Below are 26,932 nucleotides of genomic sequence, written 5' to 3'. Positions count from 1 at the left end.
CTGAAAGCCGGCGCGGCCTTTGCAATGTGGTTCGATATCGGATCAGAGCGTCTCGGACCAGCCCCCGCCCAGGGCGCGCGCCAGTTGTGCAGTAGCGCGGCGCTGCCTGGTCTCGATATCGAGCGCTGAGCGGCGTGCCTGCAGATGCGCGGTCTGCGCGGTGACAACCTCGAGATAGCTCGCCGCCCCTTCCTTGTAGCGGTGAGTCGCCAGCTCCACTGCGCGCCGGGAGGCCGCCACGGCTCGCTCCTCGGCGGCCGCGGCCTCGCTGTATTCGGCCAGCAATGCGAGCTGGTCTTCGACCTGCTGGAAAGCGCCGAGCACCACCGCACGATAGCGTTGCCCCGCCTCGTCAAGTACAGCCTCGGCCCTTGCTTGCTCTGCCTTGCGACGCCCACCATCGAACACGGTCGCGGCCAGGTCGGGACCGATGGCCCAGAAAATGTTGGGCGCCTCGACAAAACGACTCAAGGTGCCGCTCTGGAAGCCACCAGCCAAGCCGAGGGTCAGCGACGGGAAGAAGGCCGCGCGGGTCACGCCAACACTGGCATTCGCCGCGGTCACGCGACGCCGCGCCGCCGCGATGTCGGCACGACGCTGCAACAGCATGGAAGGTAGCCCGATGGGCATCGCCGGCAGGGGCGTCGTGGCGAGCGAGGGCGCCAGCACAAAGGTCGATGCATTCGCGCCGACGAGCGCCGCCACCGCGTGCTCCAGCACCGCGCGTTGCGCCTGCAACTGATGCGCCTGTGAGCGGGTGCTGTCCAGCAGTGCCTGCGAGCGCGCCAGATCCAGGCCCGAAGCGATGCCGTCGCGGTGGCGATTGCCGATCAGCTCGGCAGCGCGCGCGTAGTTGGCACTGCTCTCTCGCAGCAACGCTGCCTCGCGGTCCAGGCCGCGCAGCGCAAAAAAGGTATCGGCCAGTTGGGTTTGCAGCACCAGTCGCGCGGCGGCAAGGTCGGCCGCCGCAGCCTGCTCCTGCGCGACGCCGGCCTCCACCTGTTGGCGCACTCGACCCCAAAGGTCCAGGTCGTATTGGAGATCCAGGCCGAGCATCGCACTGTTGTAGTGATCCGGCGAGTTCGCACCAGGCACGCGCAGGGGCCGGCGCTCAGACTGGCGGTTGCGCTCCACGTCCAGCCCAACGCCCAGCGATGGCGATTGGGCCGCGCGCAAGACATTCGTGGCTGCACGCGCTTGCTGGTAGCGCGCCAGCGCGCTGGCCAGATCGGGGCTGTTGTCGATCAACTGCTGTTGCAGCCCGTCAAGCTCCGGGTCCCGGAAAGCGGTCCACCAAGTCTCGATCAGCGGCTGGTTGCCGATGTCGGCCGCAGCCAACCCAGGGCCAGGGCCGCGTGCCTCTTTGAACGCCGGCGCAACGCTCGCTTCGGGCGGCGACATGGGCGCGACCTGCGCGCAACCGGCGCACAGCAGCGAAGCAACGGCAAGCAGGCCGAACTTCATCGCACGGCCTCAGCCTGGGTGCTCACGATGCGCACCCTGTCGCCATTCGCCAACCCGTCCGGCGGGCTCTCGACGAGACGATCACCGCGCTCAATGCCGTCTGCCAACTCAATGACGCTGCCCAGGTCACGGACCACATTCACTGTCTTGAGGCGCACAAGGCCCTCGCCGTCCACGGTTGCGACACGAACGCCATCCTTGCCGAACATCAACGCACTCGGCGGCAGGCCCATGCCGCCAGCGCCCGCCGGCACATCGAAGCGGACAGTGGCAAAACCGCCCGGCAGCAGCTCTCCCGCGGAATTGTCGACTGACAGTTGCACCAGCATCGCGCCCGATCCCGCCTGGATCGCGCGCGCCGTGGACTCCACAGTGGCACTGAACAAGCGCGTAGGCCTCTCGGGGACTGCCAGTTGCGCCCGGCTGCCTTGGCGAATGGCCGCCACCTGGCGCTGCGGCACATTCACGTACACACGCAGGCGCCGAACATCCGACACCACGAAGAGCTCGTTGCCAGCGGCCCCCCCTGCACCAATCAACGCCCCGACATCCGTGTTGCGCGCCGTCACGACGCCATCGAACGGTGCGACGACGCGGGCGTACTTCTTCAACGCTTGCACGCGCTCGACATTGGCCTGCAATGCGTTGACCACCGATTGCTTGGCGCTCAGATCCGCGGCCTTCTCGTCCGCTTCCTGACGCGAGACCGAGTCCGAGGCCAGCAGCGATTGCCAGCGTCGGGCGGTACTCTCAGCCAACCCCGCATTGCTGCGCGCAGTAGCCAGCTCTGCCCGGGCCTGCACGAGCTGCTCGTCGAGTTCGGGCGTATCGATCTCGGCCAGCAGCTGACCGCTCTTGACGAAACCACCGATGTCGGCTGTCCAGCGCCGCAGGTACCCGCTGACGCGGGCATGGATTGGCGCCTGTGACCAGGCTTCCAGTCGGCCGGGCAGCTCGAGCATGTTGCCGTCTAGGACCGAAGGCGAAATCAGCTTGACCGTGGGCACGGCGCGCGCCACGACATCGTCACGCAGTTGCTCGGCCTGCGAGCGCCGGCTCAGCAAGCCGCCCGCGAGCACGGCCACGGCGATCGCCACGACAGTTGCGGCCACGGCGTACCGCCGCCAGGGAGAGGAGTCTTTTTTAGTACGCATGGGAAGAATCTGCAAGGCTGGAAGAAACGGGTGGCTGGGCTGCGCGGCGGGCGTCGCGCGCGTGCGCCATGCTGAAAACCACGGGCACGAAGACCAGCGTGGCGATGGTCGCGGTGATCAGTCCGCCGATCACCGCGCGGCCCAGGGGCGCGTTCTGCTCGCCGCCTTCGCCCATACCCAGGGCCATGGGCAGCATGCCGATGACCATGGCCAGCGCTGTCATGATCACAGGACGGAAGCGAGCCACGCCAGCTTCCAGGGCGGCCACAGTCGCATCACCCAGTTCGGTCAGCCGCTCGCGGGCAAAGCTGACCACCAGCACGCTGTTGGCCGTAGCCACTCCCATGCACATGATGGCGCCCGTCAGGGCCGGCACGGAAAGCGTCGTGCCCGTGGCGAACAGCATCCAGACGATGCCTGCCAGCGCAGCGGGCAGCGCCGACACGATCACCGCCGGGTCGCGCCAGGACTGGAAGTTCACGACGATCAGGAAGTAGATCAGTGCGATTGCCCCAAGCAGGCCGTAAAACAGGCTTGTGAAAGCGCTGTCCATCGTGCGAACCTGCCCGAGCAGGTGGATGGTGGAGCCCTTGGGCAGGTCGGTGACGGCATCCGCCAAGACGCGTCGGATGTCGGCAGCCACGGCACCAAGATCACGGTCTTGCGTGGCGGCGTGGATCTGCACCATGGGCTGCACGTCGTATTGACTGACCATCACGCTGCCCGCACTGCGCTCCAGACGCGCGATGCTGCCGAGCGTCGCGGTGCTCGTGGTGGCACCGTTGCCAATAGGAAGATTTTCCAGTGCCGCGAGCGAATCGAGCTCTTGCTGCGGGGTCTGCATCACGATGGGGTAACTCACGCCGTTGGCTGGATTCAACCAATAAGTGGGTGCGACCTGGCTGCTGCCGGCCAGATTGACCACAAGGCTGCTGGTCACGTCCCGCGTCGTCAAGCCGAGTTGCTGCGCCTGCGTGCGATCGATGTCCACATTGAAGACCGGTGCCTTGTTCGACTGCTGGATGCGCGCGTCGACCACACCGGGCACGCCGCGGATGCGCTTGAGCAGTTGCTGGGCATAGGTGAAATTCGCATCGATGTCTCGCCCGCGGATCTGCAGATCGATAGGCGCCGGTGCGCCGAAGTTCAGGATCTGGCTCACGATGTCGGCCGGCGGAAACCAGAAACCGGTATCTGGAAACTCGCGCGGCAGCGTCTCGCGCAGACGACGCATGTAGTCGGCCGTCGGCCGGTGACCCTTGCGCAACGCGATCTGGAAGTCGCCGTCGTGCGAACCCGAGACACCCGTGTTGTTGTAGGTCAGGTTGATGTTGCTTGGCGGCAGTCCGATGTTGTCGACCAGTGTCTCGATCTCCTCGGCCGGAATGACCCGGCGTATCGCCTGCTCGATGCCCGCGAACCGGGCTGCCGTCTCCTCGATCCGCGTGCCGACAGGCACCCGTGCATGCATGAGGATCTGGCCAGAATCGACGGCGGGGAAGAAGTTGCTTCCGACAAAGGGCAGCAAAGCGAAGGACAGCACTACCGCCGCGCCAAAGCCAAGCAGGAAGACCTTGCGACGGTCGAGTGCGCGTTGCAGCACGTTGCGGTAGCCCGTGCGCACGCGTTCGAAACGTACCTCGAAGCTGCGCTGGAAGTGCACCAATGGATTTCGTGATGGCAGCGACGAAGACTCATCCTCGTCGCCCTTCCCACTCGCATGGCGGCGCAGCAGGTACTTTGCCATCGTCGGCACCAGTGTGCGTGAAAGGATGAACGAACAGGCCATCGCGAACATCACGGCCGAAGCCATCGGCACGAACAAGAAGCGCGAAATGCCGTCAAGGAAGAACATTGGCACCAGCACGATGCAAATGCAGAGGAGCGACACGAAGGCGGGGCCGACGATCTGCTGCGCACCGTCGAGGATCGCGGTCTCGACATCCTTGCCCTGCTCCAGATGCGAATTGATGTTTTCGATGGTCACTGTGGCATCGTCCACCAGGATACCGATCGCCAGCGCCAGACCGCCGAGCGTCATGAGATTGAGGGTCTGCCCCGTGAGCGCCAGCGCGATGATGGCACCCAGAATCGACAACGGGATCGACACTGCGATGATCACCGTCGGACGCCAACTGCCAAGGAACAACAGGATCATCAGGCTGGTCAGAACCGCGGCAATAGCGCCTTCGAGCGCCACGCCCGTGATGGCGGCGCGCACGAACACCGACTGGTCATTGATGGGCAGCACCTTCAGCGTCTCGGGCAACGAAGCCTGCATCTCGGCCAGCTTCTGCCGCACGCCATCGACGATAGCCAGCGTAGAGGCCGATCCGTTCTTCAGCACCGTCATCAGCACAGAGCGGCCACCGTCCACATGGACGATGTTGGTCTGGGGTGCATTGCCGTCGCGCACGTTCGCCACATCGCCCAGGTAGATCGTGCTGCCACCCACCACTTTGACGGGCAAGCGACCGATCGCATCGATAGCCGACGGGGCGCTGTTGAGCTGAAGCGTGTACTCCATGCTGCCCAGCTTCTGCGTGCCGATGGGGGTCAGCACATTCTGCGCGGCGAGCGCAGCGGCCACGTCCTGTGCGGACAGGCCGCGCGCCTGCAGTGCCGCGGGGTCGAGGTCGATCTGCACCTGGCGCTGCTTGCCACCGTACGGCAACGGGCTGGCGGCACCCGGCACCGTGACGATCGGCGTACGCACCGTGTTCATGCCGAGATCGAACAGGGCCTGTTCCGACAAGCCTTGCCCCGACAACGCGAGTTGAAGGATCGGCACCGTCGCAGCGTTGTAGTTCAGGATGACCGGCGGCGTCATGCCGGCCGGCATCTGACGCAGTGCCACCTGCGAAGCCGCCGTTACCTGCGCATTGGCGGTTGCGATGTCGACGCCGGGCTGGAAGAAGATCTTGACGACGCTGACCCCGGGATAAGTACCCGCCTCAAGATGTTCGACATCGTTGACCGCCGTGGTCAGGATGCGCTGGAACACCGTGGAGACGCGGCCCGCCATCTGGTCGGGCGGCAGCCCCGTGTATTGCCAGGCAACGGCGATCACCGGTATGCGGATCTCCGGAAAAATGTCGGTGGCCGTGCGCCGCGCGACCAGCGGACCGACGATCAGCAGCAGCAGCGCCATCACCGCGAAGGTATATGGCCGCCGTAGTGCGACACGGACGACGCTCATCAGCATGACAGAACTCCGACGGAACAGGGCATCAGAAAGAGCGATCGAATGGGCATGTCTTGAGCGCGTTTCCAGGCGGAAGCGCGTGTCAGGATCGGCGAAGCGCCGGATTGGGAAGATGTGCCGAAGCACTGCGACCGCGGGACTCTAGGTCGAAGAGGCGAATGAAACTAGGCCCCTTCGTCTTGTTTGATTAACAAGCCTCATTTGCCACTCACCCCCGAGGCATTTGCCGCGCGCTCCATCCATGCAAATAAGGACCCTGAAAAACAGACCGACTTGACTGGGACGTCCTCTGGACGAAGATTCGCAATCACCGTTTTTTTGGCGAAAGCCTTCGTGCTCTATTCACATCTTGCGATAAACCTTAAATTCTGTACTCGTGACACGTCAATAAACCGCGCCGAGATCCAACGATGCCCGAGGGCTGAAGGCGTTGATACATGGAGGCGCTGGCGCTCTCGTCGGGCGCGTGATGCATCTGGTCGGCAAACGTTCAGATGAAGGAATGAAGCACGACAAGCGTGACCGATGTAATTGGCGCCGGATCGATCGGTCAGGCCATCGCGCGGCGAGTGAGTGCACGAAAACACGTTCTGCTGACGATCAGCGGCAGCCGAACGCCGACGCAAAGGTCCTGAGTGAAGCCGGGTTCGAGGTCGCGACCGCGACGGTGGACGTGTCCTCGCGTGAGTCGGTCCATGCCCTCGTGAAAGCCGCCGCGACGATAGGCGAAGTTTCCAGCGTCATTCATGCTGCGGGTGTGTCGCCCAGCCAGGCATCGCCTGCAATCATCCTCTTTGTGGATCTGTACGGAACCGCGCTCGTGCCGGAGGAATTCGGTAACGCTATTGCGCGTGGCGGTTCCGGCATCGTTATCGCCTCGATTGTCCGGGCACCGCTTGCCGGCGCTGACGCCCGAAAAGGACAAGGCGCTCGCCACCACACCAGCCGATGATCTGCTCGCCCTGCCGATGCTTCGGCCTGATCAGGTAACCGAATCCCTCAACGCCTACCAAATCTCCAGGCGCGGCAGTCGGGTCGTTCAGTGCCCACGAGGCATCGAGAACGAAGGCCTGATGTCCGGAGTCGCTCGCGACAACGGCATAGCCGCCCTTGATGGCAAGCAGACTCGACAGGTCTCCCGTGACCAACGGGACGACCGATCCGTTGCAGCCTCCGCCGCCGACGTATTGCGGCTTGTTGTTCCAAGCATCCGGGAGGCTTAACTCGAAATTGAGCTTGGAATCAATGCGTGCACTGACCTTGCAATAGACAGGAACCTCGCTGCTGGCCGGCACCACCGACGCACTCACTACGGTGGCTCCGCCGACAGTCTTGCCCCGAAGGGTTTCGCAAGCTTGTTGTGCCATCACTGACGGTGCGGGCGCCGGCGGCGCAGCGCCAGCCGGCTGTGCAACGGGCACTGGAATGAACCCGCCACCGCCGTTGCTGCCACCACCGCATCCGGTGAGTGAAAGCAGGACCATCGTGAAGCCGGTTGCTCGGTACACAAACGTCTTTTTATTGCGCATGCACTTGCCCCCTGTTTGACTGCGACTCTCTCCGCCGCGTATTCTTCGCCGGCTTCGCTTGGCAGTTTTTACGCAACGAGACAATGTGAGGCGGCACAAACCCGAGCGCTGTTTGAAGCGAGTCCCTATTTTTTCAGCCCATTGAATGCCAACTTGAGGCATGAGAAAAGCAGATAAGACGCTGAGGGCATTGCTCGACGAGATGCCGGGAACGCGAATGCTTGCGGAGTCGGTTCGCGAGCGAATTGCTTGCGATGCGTGCGACTCGATTCATCAGAGGAACGACTTCGTAGTTCGTGCTGGGGACCCCGTTCATTCTTGGATTGGCGTGGCCGACGGACTGCTCAAGATCACCAATGCGTTCCGCAGCGGCAAGGTTGTCATGTTCACGGGGGTGCCGACCGGAGGCTGGCTTGGCGAGGGGTCAGTCATCAAGACTGAACTTCGCGCTGTCACCATGCGTCCCACACGCGTGGTTCACATTCCGAGAGCCGCGTTCCGATGGCTGCTCGATACCAGCACCTGGTGGGTCTTCGGAACTACCAAGAAAGAGAAGGTTAGGCTGGCAGCATGACAGCCGACGTCCGCGAACCGGCGTTTCCACGTGTCGAGATGTCGCAGCGCATCGGCCATTTGAGCTTTGAAGCAGACCTATACCGGTCCGCTGCCACCGGCGGAGAGTTCAGCCAAGTCGAGTTCTTGCACCAACGTCCTGAACGCCTGGTCCCCGATGATCTCTTGATTGAGCAGTTCGATGGCTTTCCGGCGTGCGGCCGCAATGGCATGTCGCCTCAGCGGGCCGCCTGGAACTTCGCCTAGCGGCACCGAATCATCTCCGTTGAGTTCGACGGCCGCTTGATACTCTTTCTTCAGCAACAGCGCGTGCAAAGAATCGTCATCCTTGATCGACTCAAGAAGCGCCTGATAGATCACTGTGCGACCGCTTCGAATCTCTGCGGAGACCGGGTCTTCGTCGTCTTTCAGTTTCAACAGGCGGATGAGGGGCTTCATCGTCAGCCCCTGGAGCACAAGTGTTCCGAAAACGACGGCAAACGCGCATAGGAGGATGAGGTCACGGTATGGAAATGGAGACCCATTGGGCAGCGTCTCTGGGACCGCGAATGCAGCTGCGAGGGTGACGATGCCGCGCATACCGGCCCAGGAGACAACGAGACCACCGCCCAATGATCTCTTCGGCCGTTGCGAATGCTCGAGCTTCCTACCTTGATACATCACCAGCGCGCTGTAGCCCATCACCCACAGGAAGCGGGTCGCGATGACGACTCCAAGCACCACGGTGGCAACAAAGACAGCATCGACGCGAGCCGCTCCATCGCTCAGGCGCTCCCAGATGGGGCGCAACTGCATGCCGATCAGAACGAACGCCAGAGCGTTCAAGACGAATACGACGGTCTCCCAGACTGCGAATATCGGCACGCGCATACGGGCGGGTATGCTGGGACCACCGCCACGGGCCATGGTCATCGCAAAGGCCACCATCGTCAGAATGCCCGACAGACCGACCTTCTCGGCCAGTATCCAGACGCCGAAAGTGCAGGAGAACTGAAGAATGAGTGACGTGGGAACATGCTTTGGTGCGCTCATCACCGGCTTCAGCACAAAGGCCAGCCCGATTCCAGCGGCAATGCTGCCGAAAACGGTGAGAAGAAATACAGGCAGATAGTCGTTGAAACCCAGAGGCCCTACGATCATCGTCATCAACGCCAGGCGGTAGACGAACAGGGCGCTGGCGTCATTCAAAAGACTCTCACCCTCAAGGATACTTAGCACCCTGTGAGGCAATCCGACCTGCCGCATGACGGCTGTCGCCGCTGCCGCATCCGGCGGCGCTACGATCGCGCCGAGCGCCACCGCGACCGCCCAAGGCATGTCGGGTACGAGCCAACGGCACACAATGGCAACACCGATCACCGTGGTGCCCACGGCCGCAATGACGAGGCTGGTAACGGGGCGCCAGTTCGCGCGAAGGTCTCGAAGCGACGTGTCGTAAGCCGCGTCGAGCAGCACTGGCGCGACGAATAGGGCCAGGGCCAGTTGCGGATCAAGCGTCCACCTGGGGCCGGCGGGCAAGAACGCGAGGCACACACCGCCAACGGCCAGCAGCGTGGGATACGGTACCCCGATCCTTCGGGCCAATTCGGCAAAGGCCGCAGCCGCAAGCAGCAGCAGGATGATCCACTCAAAAATTTCCATGATCTCCCTCGCCAAAGGAATGCAAGGTGCACAGCGCGAGCCACACAGCCTCCTCGCGATCGCCCTTGATGTTCAAAGTTGTCGTCTCGAGGCCCTCCCCTTCCCCTTCATTTGAGCCGAGCAGCCGAGCCTTTGCCCGCCTCAACAAGGGCCGATCTTCGAACCACGAACACAAGCACAAGAAGCAGCGCGATTGCCAGCAGAACAGCGCCGGCAGAGATCGCCATGCCTATTCGGTGAGCAAGCTCGACATTCGTCGCAGCATCAGGGGGAACGCTCACCGTCGCAAACACCACGACCAGCACCGCAAGACCCAACGCGCCTCCGAGTTGGTGCGCCACCCCAACGAGCCCCGAGGCAGAGCCGGCGTCTTCGGGCGCAACTCCGGTAACCCCTGAAATGGTCAGTAGGGCCATTGAAGCGCCCATCCCGGCGCCGACCAGCATCATAGGCAATGCCACCCCGAGAAGAAACGGTGAGCCGGCGTGTATCTGACCGAGCCAGACCATGCCTGTGAGCGAAATCGTCATGACGACAGCCAGCACCGCGTTGTTGCCGAAGCGCCTGGCCAGCCGTGGCGCCGCCAACGCGCCCAAGAAGTTGACAAGCATTGATGGGAAGAAGGCGATGCCGGCCCAGATGGCGCGCATGCCTAGGACCCCTTGCAGGTACTGCGTGACATAGAAGAAGAAGCCCATCGCTGCACCGATAAACAATACTCGAGCAGCATTGGCGCCGGAGCGCTCCCGACTTGCCAACAGGCGCAGCGGCAGGATGGGTTGTGCGGCGCGACTCTCGATCTTGAGAAACAGTGCAAGCAGCACAACACCGGTGCACAGTGGCAGGGCCGTTCCCCGATGTAGCCAGCTTTCCTCAGCGGCATGAATCAAGCCATAGACCACCGCGACGACGCCCAGCGTCGAGAGCACCGCGCCCGCCACATCGAAGCGGCCGGCTCGCCGGGGCGTTTCGACGATGTAGCGCATCGTTCCCCAGATGAGCAGCATTCCGATAGGAACGTTGATGAAAAAGCCGGCTCGCCAGGAGATCAGATCGGCCACGACACCTCCGACGACCAGACCGACGCTTGCGGTAATCCCTCCGACCGCGCCATACCACCCCAGCACGCGGTTGCGCTCAGGTCCCTCGGAGAAACTCGTCGAGAGCAAGGCGAGCGTCGAGGGCGCGAGAATCGCTGCGCCGACTCCCTGGACAGCGCGCGCACCGATCAACCAGGCCGGCGTACCCGCAAGTCCGATGGCCAACGATGCGACCGTGAAAATGGCAAGCCCAGCAACCAATACATAGCGGCGGCCCAACAGATCGCCAGCGCGCGCGCCCAGCAGCATGAGCCCGCCGAAGGCCAACGCGTAGGCGTTTTGCACCCACGACAGCCCTGTCGCCGAGAACCCCAGTCCGTCCCGGATAGACGGCAGGCCGGTGATGACGATCGAGTTGTCTATCACGATCATCGAATAGCTGGCCAAGACGATCGCTACCAGGATGCCTCGATGAGAGGAGGCTTCTCGATCCTGCTCAGCGCACATGAGTCCCGTCCCTGTGAACACCCAGGCTCTGGCGAATTTCCAAGCTGGGAGTAATGGCCAGCAGCGCCACCAGGTCGGCGACGCTTTTGCGAGATACTGATTCACCAGCGGCCTGAAAGGGCTCACCCTTTTGAGTGGTTCCGTATGCGATCTCGTCGCGATCGCTCAACCAGGCAGGACGCAGGACCGTGTAGTCCAAGTCGGAGGCTTCGATGACGGCCGCTGCTTTGCGATAGGGATCGAGAATACTGCCGTACCGCTCACCAGGCACCTCGTCGTAGATTCCCATCGAGCTGATGAAGATAAGTCGCTTGATGCGGGCCTTGACCATGGTCTTCACGATCGCCCTGGCGAGTTGCTCCAACGGGCCGGCAAGATTGGCGTAAACGACATCGTGGCCTGGCATCACGACCTCGAGACCTTTAAGGTCGAGCACATCGCCTCCGACGACCTGTACGCGCGGGTTGCCTGAAAACTGTTGCAGTCGTCTGATCTGCCGAGCGAAGAGCGTGAGCTGGACATCAGTTCGCGCAAGGAAGAGGTCGGTCGCCACGCGGGCAATCTGCCCGTTGGCGCCCAGAATCAGAACCCTAGTCATTGGCTGGCACCTTTCAGCTGTGTGCGCTGTCGTCGTTGATCAGCGATCGATGAAGCTCATGTGCGCCTCGGACAGGCGCGGTTGCTTCACAGGTGCCTTGACCAACGCGTCGTCGAGTTCGCGCACGTCTTCAGCTGTCAATCGGAGCGCCGCGGCTGCCAGGTTCTCTTCAAGGCGCGCGATGCTGCGCGTACCTGGGATGGGAACAATCCATGGCTTCTTCGCTAGAAGCCATGCCAACGCAATCTGCGCCAGGGTGGCGTGTTTGCGGTCGGCCACCTTGGTCACCAGCGCCAGGAAAGTGCGATTGGATGCAAGCCCATCCGGTGTGAAGCGCGGGAAAGTGCTTCGCAGATCGGCCGGATCGAATTGGGTGTCGTCTGCCAGTTTTCCGGTCAGATAGCCTTGACCCAGAGGGCTCCAGGGCACGAAGCCGATGCCCAACTCCTCAACGGCCTGCAGCACACCATTGGTCTCGGGATCGCGGCTCCACAATGAATATTCGGTCTGCAGCACACTGACCGGCTGCACCGCGTGCGCGCGGCGCAGCGTTGCCGGCCCTGCCTCGGACAAGCCGAAGTGCCTGACCTTGCCATCGGCCACGAGGTCCTTCACCGCACCGGCGACATCCTCGATCGGCACGCTCGGATCGACGCGATGCTGGTAGAAAAGATCGATGACATCGGTACGCAAGCGCTTGAGTGAGTTTTCAGCAACCTTGCGGATCTGTTCCGGCCGACTGTTCAATCCGACAATCTCGTTGTTCTGGATGTCGAAGCCGAACTTGGTCGCCAAGACAATGTCCTTGCGAAACGGTGCGATCGCCTCACCGACAAGGTCCTCGTTGGTGTAGGGCCCATAGGCTTCGGCTGTATCGAAAAGGGTGACACCCCGATCGTGCGCCGCGCGGATAACGGCAACCTGGTCGGCTCGGCTCAAGGACGTCGGGCCGTAGCCGAAGCTCATGCCCATGCAGCCGTAGCCGAGCGCCGAGACCTCCAAGCCGTTCTTGCCAAGTTTGCGTTTTTCCATGATCAATGCTCCATTGCAAAAAGTCCGCCTTGCGTGCACGCCTCGGCGTAAGGACGAGCCTTTCCTCTGGTGGCCGAGAGGGCATTAGGGGTTCGACTCGGTGTAAAGACGGCGCCTGCAGTACACGGACAGCAGACGTTCAGGCGTTTTCGCTAGCCGCTCATGCCGCGTGCCTGCTGCTCGCGCAATCGCTTGATGTCACGCGCCGGGGGAGCTCCAAAAAAGCGGCTGTACTCCCTGGTGAACTGCGACTGGCTGTCGTATCCGACACGATGCCCTGCTGCCGCAGCATCGATGCTCTCACCGAGCATCATGCGGCGCGCCTCCTGCAGGCGCAGTTGCTTCTGGTATTGCAAAGGGCTCATCGCCGTGATGGCTTTGAAGTGGTGATGCAGGGCCGACACGCTCCAGTGCACCTGGCGCGCGAGCTCCTCCATGCGTAGCGTTTCCGTGTACCGCTTGCGCAGCAATTCGATGACCTGCGTGACACGCTGGCTGTGACTTTCGACCACAGCCAGTTGCGCCAAGCGCCAGCCGTCCGGAGACTTCAGCAACCGGTACACGATCTCGCGGATCACAAGGGGTGCCAGTGCAGGCACGTCTTCCGGGATCTCTAGAAGAGCCAGGAGGCGCAGCAGCGGCTCGAGCAGCGTCGTCGTGAGCTCCCCGGTGTAGATGCCGCGCTCGGCCCTACGCTCCGCTGGCCTGTCGGCGAAGCCGAATTCAAGCGCCAGCGCGGTGATCTCCTTCACGTCGAGATTCAGCCGCATCGCCAGGTGGGGGGACTCCGGCGAAGCATCGACGACCTGACCTGCAACCGGAAGGTTCTGCGCAAAAACGAGGTACTGGCTCGGGTCATACACGTAGACCTCATCGCCCAGCAAGACCCGTTTGCTGCCTTGAGCAATCACGCACAAGGCGGGCTCATACACCGTATGCACGGGATGCAGGATGCGCGACACTTTTCCGACAATCAGACGCGGGATCGCAGTCGTAAATGCCCCCTCGCCGTCGGCAAGTCGGTCGATGCACGCAGCGAGCTCTGCCCTCATCACGGTCACGCGCACCGCCTCAGCCGACAGGCTGTTGTTCTTCGAGGTGTGCGAGGTGGGCGTGAGCATCATTGTTAGCTTAGGTCCATCCAGGTGATCTGTCGCGATTTGACGATGACTTGTGCAGGATCGTGCAAAGATTGGAGGCGATTCCACAAGGAAGACATGTTGCGCGGCGGTCGGCAGTCGGATGGCCAGGTCCGTCCATCCGACTGCCAATCGCCTCAACCGTGGCCCGTCCGTCAGGGGCTCGGGGTGCGCCGCCGACGTCGCGATGCAAGCGCGGCACCTCGTGCGCCAGCCGTTCGAGCTGCACGGCCGCGCTGGATGGCCGTCGCGATGCCTTCCTGCTGAAAAACGGCTTGCTCCATCAACGCGAAGGTCCTCGGCGCACTTCACCAACCGATGGACAGAACATGCCTGTGATTCTCAGATCGAAATAGGTCGAAGGAGTCACGCAGACGCATGATTTTTCATGTGAATCGCAACACCTCCATCGAACACGCCTGCACCATCGAGACCCTGCTAGAGACTGGTCGCATGTTCGGTCACCTTTCGAAAAGGCAGCCACAGCCGTCGCGGCAGCTCAAGCGAGTCGAGTGCCCGATCGCGGGACTGCTCCTCAACGAGCGGTTCGAACGCACAGACCAAAAATCCCCAAATACGAGAACTATTGCGCTACTAAGTTAACAAAAGTTAACTAATACTTGCTGCTGAATGCTCGCAGCAACAGACGGTCGTCCCCGCAGGACTTTGGGGAAGCGTAGATTGGCCGAATCGCGCGCTCATGGCGAGTTAACAAACTCAGCCCATGCCGCAGACCAGTCGGCCAGGGGTTTCCGAAGGAACACTCGATGAAATCTCGCCACTCCGCACAGCGAACAGCAAAGCCACACGGCGATTCGACCCCCTGTGCGACGCGCAGTATCGGCCCGGTTGCAACCTACGGCCTCTATGGGCACAGCGTCCTCCTGGCCATCGCCGCCGGCCTCGCATCGGAGGCCGCCTTGGCGGCTTGCCCCGCCGCTGCAGGCGCGCGATTACAGGCCAACGCGGGGTCGACTTGCGCCGCTGCAGGCAGCTACACCGGCACCGGCGTGACCGGGGGCAGAGGGGCCCTGACTTCGTTGACGGGCGGCGTGATCAACGCCACCGCCGCCGTGACGATGCCCCTTTCTCTGACCGGCGTGGCGGGCGCGTACGCCTCCGATGCGGGCTCGCAGATCAATCTGCAAGGTGATGCCACGATCACCCGGACTGGCACGAGCACTGGAAACCGCGGGCTCCATGCATTGAATGGCGGCGCGATCACCGTCGACGGGCAGCTGTCGATCGATTTGCCCAACGGGTCGGGCAACCATGGCGTGTTGACGGAAGGCACTGGCACCCTCGTTACTCTGAATGGCCCCGTCGACATCACGATGCGCAGCGGCACCGCATTTGCCCCAGGGATCCGCGCCCTCACCGGTTCGGCCGTGATCGCCAATGGCGCTGTGACCATCCATACCGCGGGGGACAACAGATCAGATGCCGTTGCGGCGGCCGATTCGGCCACGGTCACATTGAATGGCGCGCTGGATCTCACGACCAGCGGCGTACAGGCTTCCGCGCTCAAAGTCACCACAGCGGGCCGCATCACCTACAACGGGCAGGCCACCTTCAACATCAGCAGCATCAACGGATCCGGGATCCGGGCGGTCACTGGCGGTGTTGCGACTGCGAATGCATCGTCGAACACGACGATCAACGTGACCGGGGTCAATGGACAAGGCATCTCATCGAGAGATCCCGGCTCTCAGGTGAGCCTGGCGGGCACGATGCTCATCAACGTGGGCGGCGCCACGCAAGCAAACTTCCCGAGCGGCAATCTGGAGTCCTACGCAGCCGGTCTGTTGGCTGACCTGGGTGGCGCGATCACGTCGACCGGTCCCCTTCGGATCAACGCCACCCACGCGACCGGCTACGGCGCGCTGCTGGCCGGCAGCAATTCCACCATCGCGGCCACGGGCGGCGGCACGGTCACATCCGCTGGCGTCGCCATTGGCTTTCTGGCCGGCGCAGATCAGAAAGCGAACTTCGATGGCTTTGCCATCCGCAATACCTCGGGCGATCTGGTCCAGGTCAACGCGGCCACCGGCAGTTCCTCGCTTGCGCTGACCAACAGCACGGCCTCCGCGGTCTCGGGCAGCAAGCTGCTGAATGTCTCGAACGGCAGCACGTTTGCGCTGACTGCCAATCGCAGTACGCTGAGCGGGGACATCGTGACGGACGCTGGCAGCGCCGTCAGCATGAGCTTGCTGAACAGCTCGAGCCTGACCGGCGCCATCGATCCGGTGACCCTGGCCATCGACGGCACCAGTCGGTGGACGATGACCGGCGATTCCGTGCTGAGTGGCCTGACGCTTGCCGGGCGCATCGACTTCCAGGCCCCCGGCACGGCCTTCGTCCCCAAGACCCTGACCGTCAACGGCAACTGGGTCGGCCAGGGCGGCACGGTGCGGCTCAATACGTCGCTCGGAGATTCCGGCTCGCAAACCGATCGGATCGTCATCAATGGCGGCACGGTCAGCGGCAGTACCAACCTGCAGATCAACAACGCTGGCGGACTGGGCGCACTGACGACGGGCAACGGCATCGAAGTGATCTCGGCGCTCAATGGCGCGACCACCACGGCCCAGACCACCAGGAACGCCTTCGCGCTAACTGGCGGCCACATCGACGCGGGCGCCTACGAGTACCGCTTGTATGCCGCCGACGCCAGCGGTGCCGGCGAGAACTGGTATCTGCGATCGACCACCACCGTGACGGCACCAACTGGCACGGGCGGATCAACGGGCAGTACAGGCACAAGCGCCGTACAGGTGCCCGCCTATCGCGCTGAAGTCCCGCTGCTGTCCGCTCTGCCCAGCCAACTGCGTCAGATGAATCTGATCATGATCGGCAACCTGCACCAGCGCATCGGCGACGATGACATCAGGGTGGACGGCGCAGCATCGGCCGGCTCCGATCGCCGCGCCTGGGCCCGCATGCTCTCCACCGACATCGACATCCGGCAGGGCGGGGCGGTATCGCCATCCAGCAAAGGCCGCCTCACCGGCTTCCAGGCTGGCACTGACCTGCTGGCGATGCCGAACTGGCGCGCAGGCATCTACGTCGGCCAGCTCGACGGCGATGCCAGCGTGAGAGGCTTCGCCAGTGGCATCCAGAACCTGGCCGTGGGCCGCAATGACCTGCGCAGCCAGTACGTGGGCGTGTACGGCACCTACACCAGCGACAGCGGCTTCTACGCCGATGCGGTGGTGCAGTCGGGCCGCCATCGCTACACGGTCGAGCCCTTGGTGAGCCCGGGCGTGGGCGGCAAGGGCAACAGCCTGCTGGGCTCCATCGAAGTAGGGCAGGCCTTTGCGTTGGGCGGCAGCGGCTGGAGCGTAGAGCCGCAGCTGCAGCTAATCCACCAGCACATGGACCTGAACAACTCCGCCATCGCTGGCGCCATCGCTCAGCCGCAGGCCGACAGCGGCTGGATCGCCCGTGCGGGCGTGCGGGTCAAGGGCCAGATCGACACGGGCATCGGCACGCTTCAGCCGTACGGCCGCTTCAACGTCTACAGGACATCGAGCGGCGCGGACATCGCGCGCTTCGTGAACGGGGCGACCACGACCGACATCTCCGCGCCGACCGGCGGCACGAGCACCGAACTGGCGGGCGGATTCACGCTGGCCCTGGGCCAGACGACCAGCCTTTACGGCGAAGTCGGCAAGCTGTGGGCCTCGGGCGGCGACGCCAAGGTCAAGAGCTCGATCAACGGCTCGCTGGGCATTCGGGTTAAGTGGTGAGACTACGAGGCCGTCGTTTTGATAGCGCTCCCGAAATCCGTGAGCGTTATTCGGCCTCACCGCTCGACTTCAGGCAGCCCGCGGCGGCTTCATCCGCCTTGCCGATGAACCCAGACAATGCCCGGTCCTGTCTTTAACCTGCACAGCTTTGATCCAAAGTCAGATCTACCAGGATTGGTGGACACATACAGGGACAGCGATTGCAGGATTCGGTGCTTACGGCACACCATTCGCCAAGGAGTGAAATTGAAGGTCGAGCTCGGAATCGGCATCGCCGGGGTTCTCATCGGATTGACTCTGATAGGGACTGGGCAACGCATGTGCCGCACGACCTGCTGGGTCGACGACGTATTCAAGATGCTCCTCCCAACTTCCTATGAGTCCTGGACAGGCGGGCTCCCGGCGGTTCTGATCGGCGTCGGCCTCATTGGACACGCGATCTACAAGCACTTCAGAGGCGTTGAGTGATGAGATGGGCTCAGGCCGAATCCTGGCTGTCGGCCCTCGAGTCGCCGGCTTTCGGAACATTTGCGCGTGACAGGACAGAGAAAAAAGCGTGGCGGCTTCATTTCCGAAAAAGCACTGGCTCTGCGATTTCGGCTTTCCTTGCCGTGCTCAGCAATCCCTGCACTGCGGGGGTCCGGCGTCAACCTGACCAGCTTTTTCTTCTGCCCCTGTACATCGCACATCGTGGTCGGCGCACGCTCGTTCTATTGCGCTGTAGCTCTGCCACAAAGCCTTTCACGCGGCTCATCGAGTACGCCAGAAGTGTCGATCAATCTGCTTACGGTTGAGAACCTGCGAGTCTCGGACAGGCGCAACTCTGCATTGGCTCACAATCCCGATTTCTTTCTCTTCTTCCGGGGCAATTCAACAATGGCAAAGACTTATCTTCAGGTTCAGCAGCAGATTGCACAATTGCAGGCACAAGCCGAGTCGCTGCGCAAGAAAGAAGCTGCCGGCGTGCTCGCGCGCATCAAGGAGGCAATCGCGGTCTACGGCTTCACAGCGGAGGACCTGGGCGTTGCCGGGCACAACGCGAGCACCAAGGCAGCCGGTCCCGGGGGCCGCGCAAAGATCTCCAAGGCCAAGACCCGCTCCACGGCCTCCATTCCCAAATACAGGGACGGCAATGGCAATGTTTGGGGCGGGCGCGGACCGCGTCCGGCTTGGTTCAAGGCGGCGCTGGAAAGCGGGAAGACGCCTGCTGAACTTGCGGTCTGAGCCGCCTCGGATCGGTCCGGGATATGACCATTGCACAGAGCCTCGGCCAGGGAGGCTGACAAGGTCTTCGGGACTTATGCAGCCTGGCACTGTCCGAGACGAGCGATCAGCCGGTCGCTCAGCCGACGACGCGGTGCCTTGATCGATACCGTCACCCAGAGCTGCACCGTCAGGAAACTGCGGCCACAGTGCTCAAGACGGTACGGTGGAGGAACCCCAGCCCCGTCTTTCGTAATGCTCGCGGCCTAGGGGGTCGAAGCTTGCGGGGCGAAGGCGCCATCGGCGACTCGTCTATCCTTCGCTCGTCGCGCGTACGGCGCCCGTCATCCTGACGCTGTTCATCGATGGAAACCCGACCGATTCCCCTTGCGCTGAGAGAAAGAGTTCGCTCCCATGTTCCGCACCCTGCTTAAATCCAAGATCCACCGCGTTGCCGTCACCGACTGCGAACTGCACTACGAAGGCTCCTGCGCCATCGACGAAGACCTGCTCGATGCAGCTAACCTGGCCGAGAACGAGCAGGTCCACATCTGGAACATCAACAACGGCGAGCGTTTTGTCACCTACGCGATCCGCGGCGAGCGGGGCACCGGCATCATCTCGGTCAACGGATCGGCCGCACGCCGAGCGTCGGTAGGTGACCTGCTCATCATCGCGGCCTTCGGCCTGGTGCCGGAGGACCAGGTGGCCGGCTACAAGCCCAAACTTGTGTTCGTGAATGGCGCCAACCGCATCAAGCAAGAGCGTGCTCACATTCCAGTGCAGGCGGCTTCCGGCAAGATCGCAATAGCGTAGCGCGGGCGCATTGCGCAGGGCCCGTGCAACCGAGCAAATTCGGTCAACGCCTGCTCACCGCCCTCTTCTCTTTCCGCACGCCCATCCTGTGGATGGTAGGCATGATTGCGGGCCGCTTTGAATGTGGTTCACCACCGGTCTTGGCGAGGTGGAATGCCGCGAGAGACCGGTCGAGTTGGGATCGGCTTTTCTGCGCACTTCCGCATGTGGGTGGGCCGTATTCCGCTGTCGCTTGACCCGTTCGTATCGCGCGCAGAGCGCGCCGCCATCGCGCCCTGCGCATCTGTGCGCGGGAGCGTGTCGGCGCGCTCGGTGGGAAAGTGGATCAAGGAAGGGCCGCAATCGAATGCATTCACGCGATGACTTGGCCGCGCGAGCAATGCCGCCCCAGAGCGCGTGAACGTACACCATCGCCAGGACACGGACACCCCGCGGCGGCAGCTTTACTGGTCGTTTGCGGTACTCGGTTTTGCAGCTGGTGGTGAAGCAATTTGAGCGTAAAGGAGGCGAGCAGCAGGAGCACCGCGAGCTGCAACAAGCGGCGATCGATGCGCCGCCAGCGAGCGGCGTCCTTCGCGATGTCGTTGGCGATTGCCCTCGCATTCTTGTCGGCCTGGCCCGCGTGCTCGAGATCATCGACGAGCCCGGAAATCCAGTCCGAATGCCAGGCGGGTATCAGCAGCAAGATTGCACTTGCGAAGCCCACGATATCGGACCAAACCTCCAACGACGTCCAGTTCATCTCGGCTCGGCCGTGTGGTCGAACTCCGCAATGATGTACGTCTCGTCAGGGGCGCCGCGCTTGCGCAGTTCGACCACGACATCGAATCCCGTGGCCTCGGCAACCTTCTGCAGCATTGCCAGACTCGGCACTGCCTCACGCTCGGATCGGCTGATGTCAGCCTGATCCACGCCGGTGGCGGCATGAAGTTCGACCTGTGTCATTCCTGCTTCGAGACGCATCTGCCTGAGCGCCGCCCCGAACGACAGATGGACTGCCGCATCGTCATATGCCTTGCGCACTTCCGGCTCATCGAGCAGTTCGCGTTCCGATTTGGTCAGTTCTCTCATCTGGACTCCTTTCAAATGCTCTCAGCGGGAGAGCGCATAGCCTCGGTCCGAGGCATCGGGAAGGGTTGGCAACGGATGGATCCGAACACCGCCGCGACAGGCGTCGATCGCGACGACGATCACGTCTGCACCTACCTGGTCGTACACCACCGTGATCCAGTCGAAAAGACGGGGTGGAATATCAAGCACCCAGTAGTCGACGAGGTACAGCGTCGACAGTGAACGCCCGCGCTTGAGCAACTCGGAACTCAGCAACGGCCTTGTCCCATCCGCGATCCAGTTGCCGCGCCGTGCCGAGACCGCCAGGCATTTGCGGAAGTACGGGCCGAGCGGTCGAATCGCATTGAACTCCGCGTCTGCGTCCGGGTGGTAGAAGAAGCCCGTGGACATGGGGTATTATGGGATAAATCCCATATCAGATCCATCAGTCCTTGGAATAGGCCGGCTCAGGAAGGGCTCAGGCGAGGGTGTTTGGACGTGCCTGATGGTCGGCCGGTCCTGCCACGTCGGTTGCATGTTCCGTATCCGTCAGTTCAGGCAGTGTGTGCTCACTGTCCATGAATGAGGTCAGTCGATCACATGCCGGCCACGCCCTGAGCCAAAGCAAAGTCAAGCAGCACCCGATCGGAAGGCTCCTCCGGCCATGTGACCTGCGCCAGCCAGCGGTGGAAGGTCGTGGCCGCAATGCGGCTGGCGGGTCCGTCGCGACGCCACGCCCGGGCGATGGGCGCGGCGATCTGCGCGAGCCGATCGGCCTCGAAGCGCGAGCGCACCTCGGCCTGCATGGCTTCGGGCATTTCCAGATAGAGCGCTTTGGCCTTTTGCATGCGATCGTTCTCCCACAACTCCCGGATGCGGTGCATGCGGTCCTCGCCCCCAAGTGCGGCCTTGGGCCGTCCTTGGGGCGGCGCAGGCAGGGCCGTCGTTGCGGGTGGTTCACTCGCCCCTTTCACGCCGGCATAGCCCTTTTTCAGGGCGTCCTTGAAATACGCTGCGGGTGACTTGAGCGCCGGCAGCGTCTGGCTGCGAAGCCGCTGTTCCACATGTTCGAGCGTGCCGCGCAGCTGTCCTTCGTCAGTCGTTGCATACAGGTCCTGGGCCTCGTCCTGCTTGAGGCCGAGCGCGATCAGCTTGCCGACGAGTTCCAGGTCGAAGACGTTGCGACTCGGGTCGTCGGGCACACCCAGGCGCTGCTGCAGCTTGGGCACTACCCGAAACTGGATTTCCTCGATGCGCCGGCCGCGCTTGTGTTCGATGAGCTCGAGGCTGAAATCCTCGCACAGCGCCTCTATCTCGGCCAGCGCCTTGCTGATCACGTCGCGCTTGAGGAAGCGATAGTCGACCTCTGTGATGTCGCTGCGCCCGGTCAGGACAGCCGCCCACCACAGGACGTCCTCGCGCATCGACAGCCGGCTGGGCGACGTGAGATAGCGAGCGCCGATCTCGTAGAGCACGGCCGCCGGGTAGCTGCGCATCTGGCCGCTGATCTCAAGCAACACGCGCGTGTACTGATGCGGCTTGACGAGCCGTTCGCGGATTTCTTCGGGATAGCGCCAGGTGATGGTGCAGGGCCGCCCCCTGCCCTGCTCCTCGATGGTGACGGTGCCGAGCAGCTGCGACGACACCCAGCGCTTCAGACCGGTGCCGCTGGTGGACCATTCGATGGTGGTCGCCTGCATATCGCGCAGGTGGGACTTGAGCAGTTCGGTGTTGTTGGAGTTGAAGCGTGCGTCGCCGATCAGCTCGCTGAGGGCCAGCTTGTAGACAGGCTCGTCAACACCCTGACGCTGCGAGTGATAGAGCAACGCGTTGTAGATGCGCCGCGACAGCAGCGTGAGGCGTCCACGTTTGGGGCGGATCGCGATGGCCTCGTTGGCCTTGGCGACGCTCTGCTCGTCCAGGGCTGGCAAGGGCTTGGGCGGCTGTCGCGGAACTTCGCCCTCTTCCATGGACTTCTTTCAGGGGATCAACGGTTTCACATCATGCCCACGATTTGTGAATCGGTCAATTTACAGATTGGCGGAGAGTGCCTTGAGACATTGAAAATGAAACACTTGGAGAGATTGAAGATTTGGGGATGGGATTTCTCGAACCCTGACAAGGACTTGGAGCGGGTTGTGTGAGTGCGGCTGGGATTTGGCGTGAGAGTCTTTGGGATTGAATGTGAGATTGGATGGGATTCGAGGCGGCTTGACGTGTGCATGGTTGGGATTTGATGTGAGTGGACAAGGGTTGCCGCGCACTGCCTGGACGTTTTGGACGGAAGCCCCTTGCTGAACGCCGCTTCGACAGGGCTTTTGAGACCCCTGCTCCGCCAGATCGGCTGAAATCCCAGCTGCCTGGACGTCTGCGGAGGGCTGCAATCCCAATGGATCTCACCTTGGTCCCCAATCTTTCTCACAGTTCGCACCCCCGAACAGGCGTGGCTCTTTGCGTATCTTGTTCATTCGACGGATTCCCATAGAATGGCCAAATTCTGTCGAATAAAGGCCCTTCTCCATGGCATTGCCCGCTCCCGCCAGCGCTGGAAACCAGGTTTCCACGCTCTCCCCCTCCATTCCTTCCCCTTCCCGTGCGCGTATCGACATGCCACGCATCGCGGCCCTGGCCGTGCGTGCCGGTTCCATGGTCGAGCAGATCCGCAGCCGGCTGCTGGCGCCGGAAGCTCGCAAGGTTTCACCGATCTACTCTACCGCGCATCTGGCGGCTCTGTGCGGCGTCGACAAGGCGCATGTGGCCTACCGCATCACCAAGGAGGATCTGCCGAGCGGGCGGCTGACGCCGGCTGGCGGCAAGCGCAACTTCGAGCTGAGCGAACTGCGCGCGTGGACGCGCACCTACCGCGCCGACAAGATGCGCCCTGCCGGCAAAAAGGCGTTCACCATCGCCGTGGGCAACTTCAAGGGCGGCGTCGCCAAGACGACGACGGCCATGGTGCTGGCGCAGGGGTTGAGTCTGCGTGGCCACCGGGTGCTGGCCATCGACACCGATCCGCAGGGCTCGCTCACGACCTTGCACGGTCTGCTGCCCGAAGCGGAGATCAGCGAGGACATGACCATCGCTCCCCTGTGCGACGGCAGCCAGTCCGACATCCGCTATGCGATCCGCTCGACCTACTGGGACGGACTGGATCTGGTGGCTGCGGCCCCCTTCCTCTTCTCGGCCGAGTTCGCGCTGCCGGCGCGCCAGATGCAGGAGCCGGGTGCGCGCTTCTGGGATGTGCTCAATGCCGGACTGGAGAGCGTGCGCGACCTCTACGACGTGATCGTCATCGACACCCCGCCGTCGCTGTCCTACGTGACCATCAATGCGCTGTGGGCGGCCAACGGGATCATCGTGCCGGTGCCGCCCTCCGGCCTGGACTTCGCATCGTCCGCGCAGTTCTGGTCGTTGCTGGCCGACCTGGGCGGCAACCTCGATGCACAAGGCGGCGATCTGGCCGGCAAGGCATTCGACTTCCTGCACGTGCTGCTCAGCCGGGTCGACCCGAGCGATCCGGCCACGCCGGCGGTCAGGCAATGGATCCAGGCCACCTATGGCGAGTACACGCTGCCGGTGGAGATCCCGAAGACCAGCGTGACCAGCAACAAGGCGGCCGAGTTCGCCACCGTCTACGACGTGCAGAAGTACGAAGGCGCCGCCAAGACCTACAAGCGTGCGGCCGACGCCTACGACTCTTTCGTGGATCTGGTCGAGCAGTCCGTGGTGAGCAGCTGGTCGGACAAGGCACAGGTGCAATGAGAGCTTTGACGCACGAATCGAAGAGGGCGCGGACGCCGTGTGGAAACCAGGTTTCCACCGATCCATTGGCATGCCAGTCGAGACCGAACGCGGCACGCAGGTTCAGGCCGTGCGAAGCCGAACGCCCCGATGACGAGCGTTGTGCCTGCCATCGACGGTTGGCAGGCTCGGGTGTGTGGAAACCAGGTTTCCACACACCGGCTCCGGGTCTGCTGTCTGGAAACCAGGTTTCCAGAGATGCGACTGCGGGCGCTTCCCTCGACCTCGTCCCGCCGATCGCGCACCACGAGATCCGCGTGGAAACCAGGTTTCCACACGCCGGCTCGGGGCACGCTGTCTGGAAACCTGGTTTCCAGACATCTGGCTGCGAGTACTTCCTTTGCCCTCGCCCGACCGATTGCGCACCGTGCAGCATCTGCGTGGAAACCTGGTTTCCACATACCGGCTGCGGCACACCGTCTGTAAACCAGGTTTCCAGACACCCGGCCGCGGGCACTTCCTTTGCCCTCGCCCGGCCGATTCCGCACCGCGCAGCACCTGCGTGGAAACCTGGTTTCCACGCACCGGCTGCGGCACACCGCCTGGAAACCAGGTTTCCAGACACCCGGCCGCGGGCGCTTCCTTTGCCCCGGCCCGGCCGATTCCGCACCGCGCAGCACCTGCGTGGAAACCTGGTTTCCACGCACCGGCTGCGGCATGCCGCCTGGAAACCAGGTTTCCAGACACCCGGCCGCGGGCGCTTCCTTTACCCTCGTTCGGCCGATTCCGCACCGCGCAGCACCTGTGTGGAAACCTGGTTTCCACGCACCGGCTGCGGCACACCGCCTGGAAACCAGGTTTCCGGGCACCCGGCTGCAGGTGCTTTCCTCGGTCCCGTCCCGCCGATTCCCCGCCGCGCAGCATCTGTGTGGAAACCTGGTTTCCACCGCACTGGAGGTTCCAATGGCTAGTACCCGTAAACGTCTCGAAGCTTTGACGGCCGGCCTGTCGATTCCGGAGCCCGCGCCCGCAGCGGCTCCAGTTTCCAATTCGACAGCGCCGGTTCTGACGACGCTACCCGGCGCTGCGGCCGCCGTGGAAACCAGGTTTCCACCGGCGCAGACCAGTCACTTCGCCCCCCGCACCGGTCCCGGACAGATGCTGGCGTTCCGTGGCCAGATGCAAGCCGTGGAAGGTGAACTGACAGCCCTGCGCGAGCGGCTTCATCAGCACGACGGCTCGACGCCTACGCGCAAGCTGGACCCCGCGACCATCCGGGCCTCCCGCTGGGCCAACCGCCATCCGGCCTCGTTCGAGAACGCGGAGTTTGCCGGGCTCAAGGCTGACGTCGAGCAGGCCGGCGGCAATGTGCAACCGATCCTGGTGCGCCCGGTGGCGGATGAGCCCGGACAGTACGAACTGGTCTTCGGTCATCGACGCCACCGGGCCTGCCTGGAGCTGGGTATTCCGGTTCTGGCGGCGATCTGGCTCGACGAACTCGGCGACGCTGAACTGTTCGCGGCCATGGACCGCGAAAACCGCGAGCGGGCCGATCTCTCGCCGTATGAGCAGGGCGTGATGTACCAGCGCGCGCTCGAGGAGCAGCTGTTTCCGACCCAGCGCCAACTGGCCGAAAAACTCGGTGTGAGTCACACCTGGATCCGCAAGGCGCTGACGGTGGCACAGTTGCCGTCGGCCGTGCTCGAGTGTTTCCGCAGCCCGCTGGAAGTGCAGCACCGGCATGCGGAGCAACTGAACGCGGCCCTCGACAAGGATCGACGCAGCGTCCTGAAGCGTGCCGAGAAGGTGCGTGGCCAGAAGCTCGCACCGGCGGCTGTGGTGGCGCGCCTGCTGGGGCTGGAGGCGGCCGCAAAGCCGGAGAAGCTCGCCCTCCTGATCGAGGGCAAGACGGTGGGCTCGTGTCTGCGGGCACCTGACGGAACCGTCACGCTGACCTTGCTGCCGGGCCCCATGTCGGACCTTCCAGCGGACGTCCTGCTGAAGTCCGTGGCCGAGACCCTGCAGAAGGTCAAGCTGCTCGGCTAGCCCGGGCAGGTCCCAACGTCATGTGAGTGCCATTGGGAATTGCTCCTGGAACGGCTGGGGTAGGGCAGGGCAACTGGCGACCAGGTTTCCATGCCCCGAACCTGACTCCGGCCACGGCCTGTTTGCTCCATGCCCAAGTCACACTCGCAGTGGCCTTGGCGTCGATCGGCTGGCCCGGCACGGGCAGGTTCGGGCTCCCTTCCATCCCGGGCCTGCTCGCGGGGCGCCGCGAGCGCAGAAAATCCTCTGCACATTTCAATGTATACGCCCACATCGCTTGGATCGTGCAATTGAGTCCGCTGCCTCAACCGGGGCCTGCTCCGTGTTGAAGTACACAGACTGGACGCAGCAAAGTACCGATCGCGTTCGGGTTTGGAATGCCAGCCCCTGGCGCAAGCGAGTGCCACACGGATAGCGTAGTCCCGCAACATCTGCGCTCCGGCGC

Annotated in this window: 19 protein-coding genes and 2 pseudogenes; 8 read left to right on the top strand and 13 right to left on the bottom strand. The window is 63.1% G+C overall.

Going from position 1 to position 26,932, the window contains the following annotated elements:
* Positions 1-42: 42 nt before the first annotated feature.
* From AC07O3_RS26085 to AC07O3_RS26075, 3 genes are read right to left on the bottom strand one after another with little or no spacing between them, the layout of a single operon-like run.
* A complete protein-coding gene (locus AC07O3_RS26085) occupies positions 43-1,464 on the bottom strand; it encodes an efflux transporter outer membrane subunit (RefSeq protein ID WP_093179091.1) in 1,422 nt (473 codons plus the stop codon).
* Complete coding sequence (locus tag AC07O3_RS26080) at positions 1,461-2,633, bottom strand: efflux RND transporter periplasmic adaptor subunit (protein WP_495340689.1); 1,173 nt, start codon at positions 2,631-2,633, stop codon at positions 1,461-1,463. The genes AC07O3_RS26085 and AC07O3_RS26080 overlap by 4 nt, the downstream gene beginning before the upstream one ends.
* Positions 2,608-5,820: an efflux RND transporter permease subunit gene (locus AC07O3_RS26075; RefSeq protein WP_495340752.1), complete on the bottom strand. Its 3,213-nt coding sequence runs from the start codon at positions 5,818-5,820 to the stop codon at positions 2,608-2,610. The genes AC07O3_RS26080 and AC07O3_RS26075 overlap by 26 nt, the downstream gene beginning before the upstream one ends.
* Positions 5,821-6,341: 521 nt before the next feature.
* Between AC07O3_RS26075 and AC07O3_RS26070 the strand changes: the two are divergent.
* Positions 6,342-6,854, top strand: a pseudogene (locus AC07O3_RS26070) (SDR family oxidoreductase); the annotation flags it as partial.
* Between the two features lie 15 nt (positions 6,855-6,869).
* Here AC07O3_RS26070 and AC07O3_RS26065 read toward each other — a convergent pair.
* Positions 6,870-7,190: pseudogene (locus tag AC07O3_RS26065) on the bottom strand (tannase/feruloyl esterase family alpha/beta hydrolase); the annotation flags it as partial.
* Positions 7,191-7,512: 322 nt separating this feature from the next.
* On the opposite strand from AC07O3_RS26065, the gene AC07O3_RS26060 reads away from it, so the two are divergent.
* Positions 7,513-7,926: a cyclic nucleotide-binding domain-containing protein gene (locus AC07O3_RS26060; protein WP_495340688.1), complete on the top strand. Its 414-nt coding sequence runs from the start codon at positions 7,513-7,515 to the stop codon at positions 7,924-7,926.
* Between the two features lie 77 nt (positions 7,927-8,003).
* On the opposite strand, the gene AC07O3_RS26055 is transcribed toward AC07O3_RS26060, so the two are convergent.
* The 5 genes from AC07O3_RS26055 to AC07O3_RS26035 form a co-directional block, all read right to left on the bottom strand.
* Positions 8,004-9,566 (bottom strand): cation:proton antiporter, encoded by a 1,563-nt coding sequence (locus tag AC07O3_RS26055; RefSeq protein ID WP_093179165.1) that lies wholly within the window; start codon positions 9,564-9,566, stop codon positions 8,004-8,006.
* Between the two features lie 107 nt (positions 9,567-9,673).
* On the bottom strand, positions 9,674-11,053 hold the full coding sequence (locus tag AC07O3_RS26050; RefSeq protein WP_495340687.1) for an MFS transporter: 1,380 nt from the start codon (positions 11,051-11,053) through the stop codon (positions 9,674-9,676).
* A gap of 49 nt (positions 11,054-11,102) precedes the next feature.
* Positions 11,103-11,711, bottom strand: a complete 609-nt coding sequence (locus AC07O3_RS26045; RefSeq protein ID WP_093179085.1) for an NAD(P)H-binding protein — start codon at positions 11,709-11,711, stop codon at positions 11,103-11,105.
* 39 nt (positions 11,712-11,750) lie between these two features.
* Positions 11,751-12,743, bottom strand: coding sequence for an aldo/keto reductase (locus AC07O3_RS26040; protein ID WP_093179083.1), 993 nt, complete (start codon positions 12,741-12,743; stop codon positions 11,751-11,753).
* A gap of 152 nt (positions 12,744-12,895) precedes the next feature.
* On the bottom strand, positions 12,896-13,864 hold the full coding sequence (locus AC07O3_RS26035; protein ID WP_093179164.1) for an AraC family transcriptional regulator: 969 nt from the start codon (positions 13,862-13,864) through the stop codon (positions 12,896-12,898).
* A 785-nt stretch (positions 13,865-14,649) separates the two neighbouring features.
* Here AC07O3_RS26035 and AC07O3_RS26030 point away from each other — a divergent pair.
* The 4 genes from AC07O3_RS26030 to panD all read left to right on the top strand — a co-directional run bounded on the left by AC07O3_RS26030 (position 14,650) and on the right by panD (position 19,650).
* Positions 14,650-17,631 carry an autotransporter family protein gene (locus AC07O3_RS26030; protein ID WP_495340686.1) on the top strand — a complete coding sequence of 994 codons (2,982 nt, stop codon included), beginning with the start codon at positions 14,650-14,652 and terminating at the stop codon, positions 17,629-17,631.
* Between the two features lie 246 nt (positions 17,632-17,877).
* Positions 17,878-18,099, top strand: a complete 222-nt coding sequence (locus tag AC07O3_RS26025) for a hypothetical protein (RefSeq protein ID WP_093179079.1) — start codon at positions 17,878-17,880, stop codon at positions 18,097-18,099.
* Positions 18,100-18,165: 66 nt separating this feature from the next.
* On the top strand, positions 18,166-18,855 hold the full coding sequence (locus AC07O3_RS26020) for an H-NS histone family protein (RefSeq protein WP_256330991.1): 690 nt from the start codon (positions 18,166-18,168) through the stop codon (positions 18,853-18,855).
* 393 nt (positions 18,856-19,248) lie between these two features.
* On the top strand, positions 19,249-19,650 hold the full coding sequence (gene panD, locus AC07O3_RS26015; RefSeq protein ID WP_093179076.1) for an aspartate 1-decarboxylase: 402 nt from the start codon (positions 19,249-19,251) through the stop codon (positions 19,648-19,650).
* A 352-nt stretch (positions 19,651-20,002) separates the two neighbouring features.
* Here panD and AC07O3_RS26010 read toward each other — a convergent pair whose 3' ends face one another.
* The 4 genes from AC07O3_RS26010 to AC07O3_RS25995 form a co-directional block, all read right to left on the bottom strand.
* The gene (locus AC07O3_RS26010; RefSeq protein WP_093179075.1) at positions 20,003-20,392 is read right to left on the bottom strand and encodes a hypothetical protein; all 390 of its coding nucleotides are present in this window, start codon (positions 20,390-20,392) and stop codon (positions 20,003-20,005) included.
* Positions 20,389-20,721 (bottom strand): helix-turn-helix domain-containing protein, encoded by a 333-nt coding sequence (locus AC07O3_RS26005; RefSeq protein ID WP_093179073.1) that lies wholly within the window; start codon positions 20,719-20,721, stop codon positions 20,389-20,391. Before AC07O3_RS26005 ends, AC07O3_RS26010 begins: the two co-directional genes overlap by 4 nt.
* A 21-nt stretch (positions 20,722-20,742) precedes the next feature.
* On the bottom strand, positions 20,743-21,111 hold the full coding sequence (locus AC07O3_RS26000; protein ID WP_093179072.1) for a hypothetical protein: 369 nt from the start codon (positions 21,109-21,111) through the stop codon (positions 20,743-20,745).
* A gap of 185 nt (positions 21,112-21,296) precedes the next feature.
* The gene (locus AC07O3_RS25995) at positions 21,297-22,670 is read right to left on the bottom strand and encodes a replication initiation protein (protein WP_093179070.1); all 1,374 of its coding nucleotides are present in this window, start codon (positions 22,668-22,670) and stop codon (positions 21,297-21,299) included.
* 550 nt (positions 22,671-23,220) lie between these two features.
* Here AC07O3_RS25995 and AC07O3_RS25990 point away from each other — a divergent pair.
* Together AC07O3_RS25990 and AC07O3_RS25985 are read left to right on the top strand one after the other, a co-directional pair.
* Positions 23,221-24,462 (top strand): AAA family ATPase, encoded by a 1,242-nt coding sequence (locus tag AC07O3_RS25990; protein ID WP_093179069.1) that lies wholly within the window; start codon positions 23,221-23,223, stop codon positions 24,460-24,462.
* 942 nt (positions 24,463-25,404) lie between these two features.
* Entirely contained in the window at positions 25,405-26,487 is a 1,083-nt protein-coding gene (locus AC07O3_RS25985) for a ParB/RepB/Spo0J family partition protein (protein ID WP_093179067.1), read from the top strand.
* The last annotated feature ends 445 nt before the right edge of the window (positions 26,488-26,932 follow it).

This window comes from Variovorax sp. GW821-FHT09D05 (genome assembly GCF_059416325.1).
This window is presented reverse-complemented; position numbering and strand designations above follow the sequence as displayed.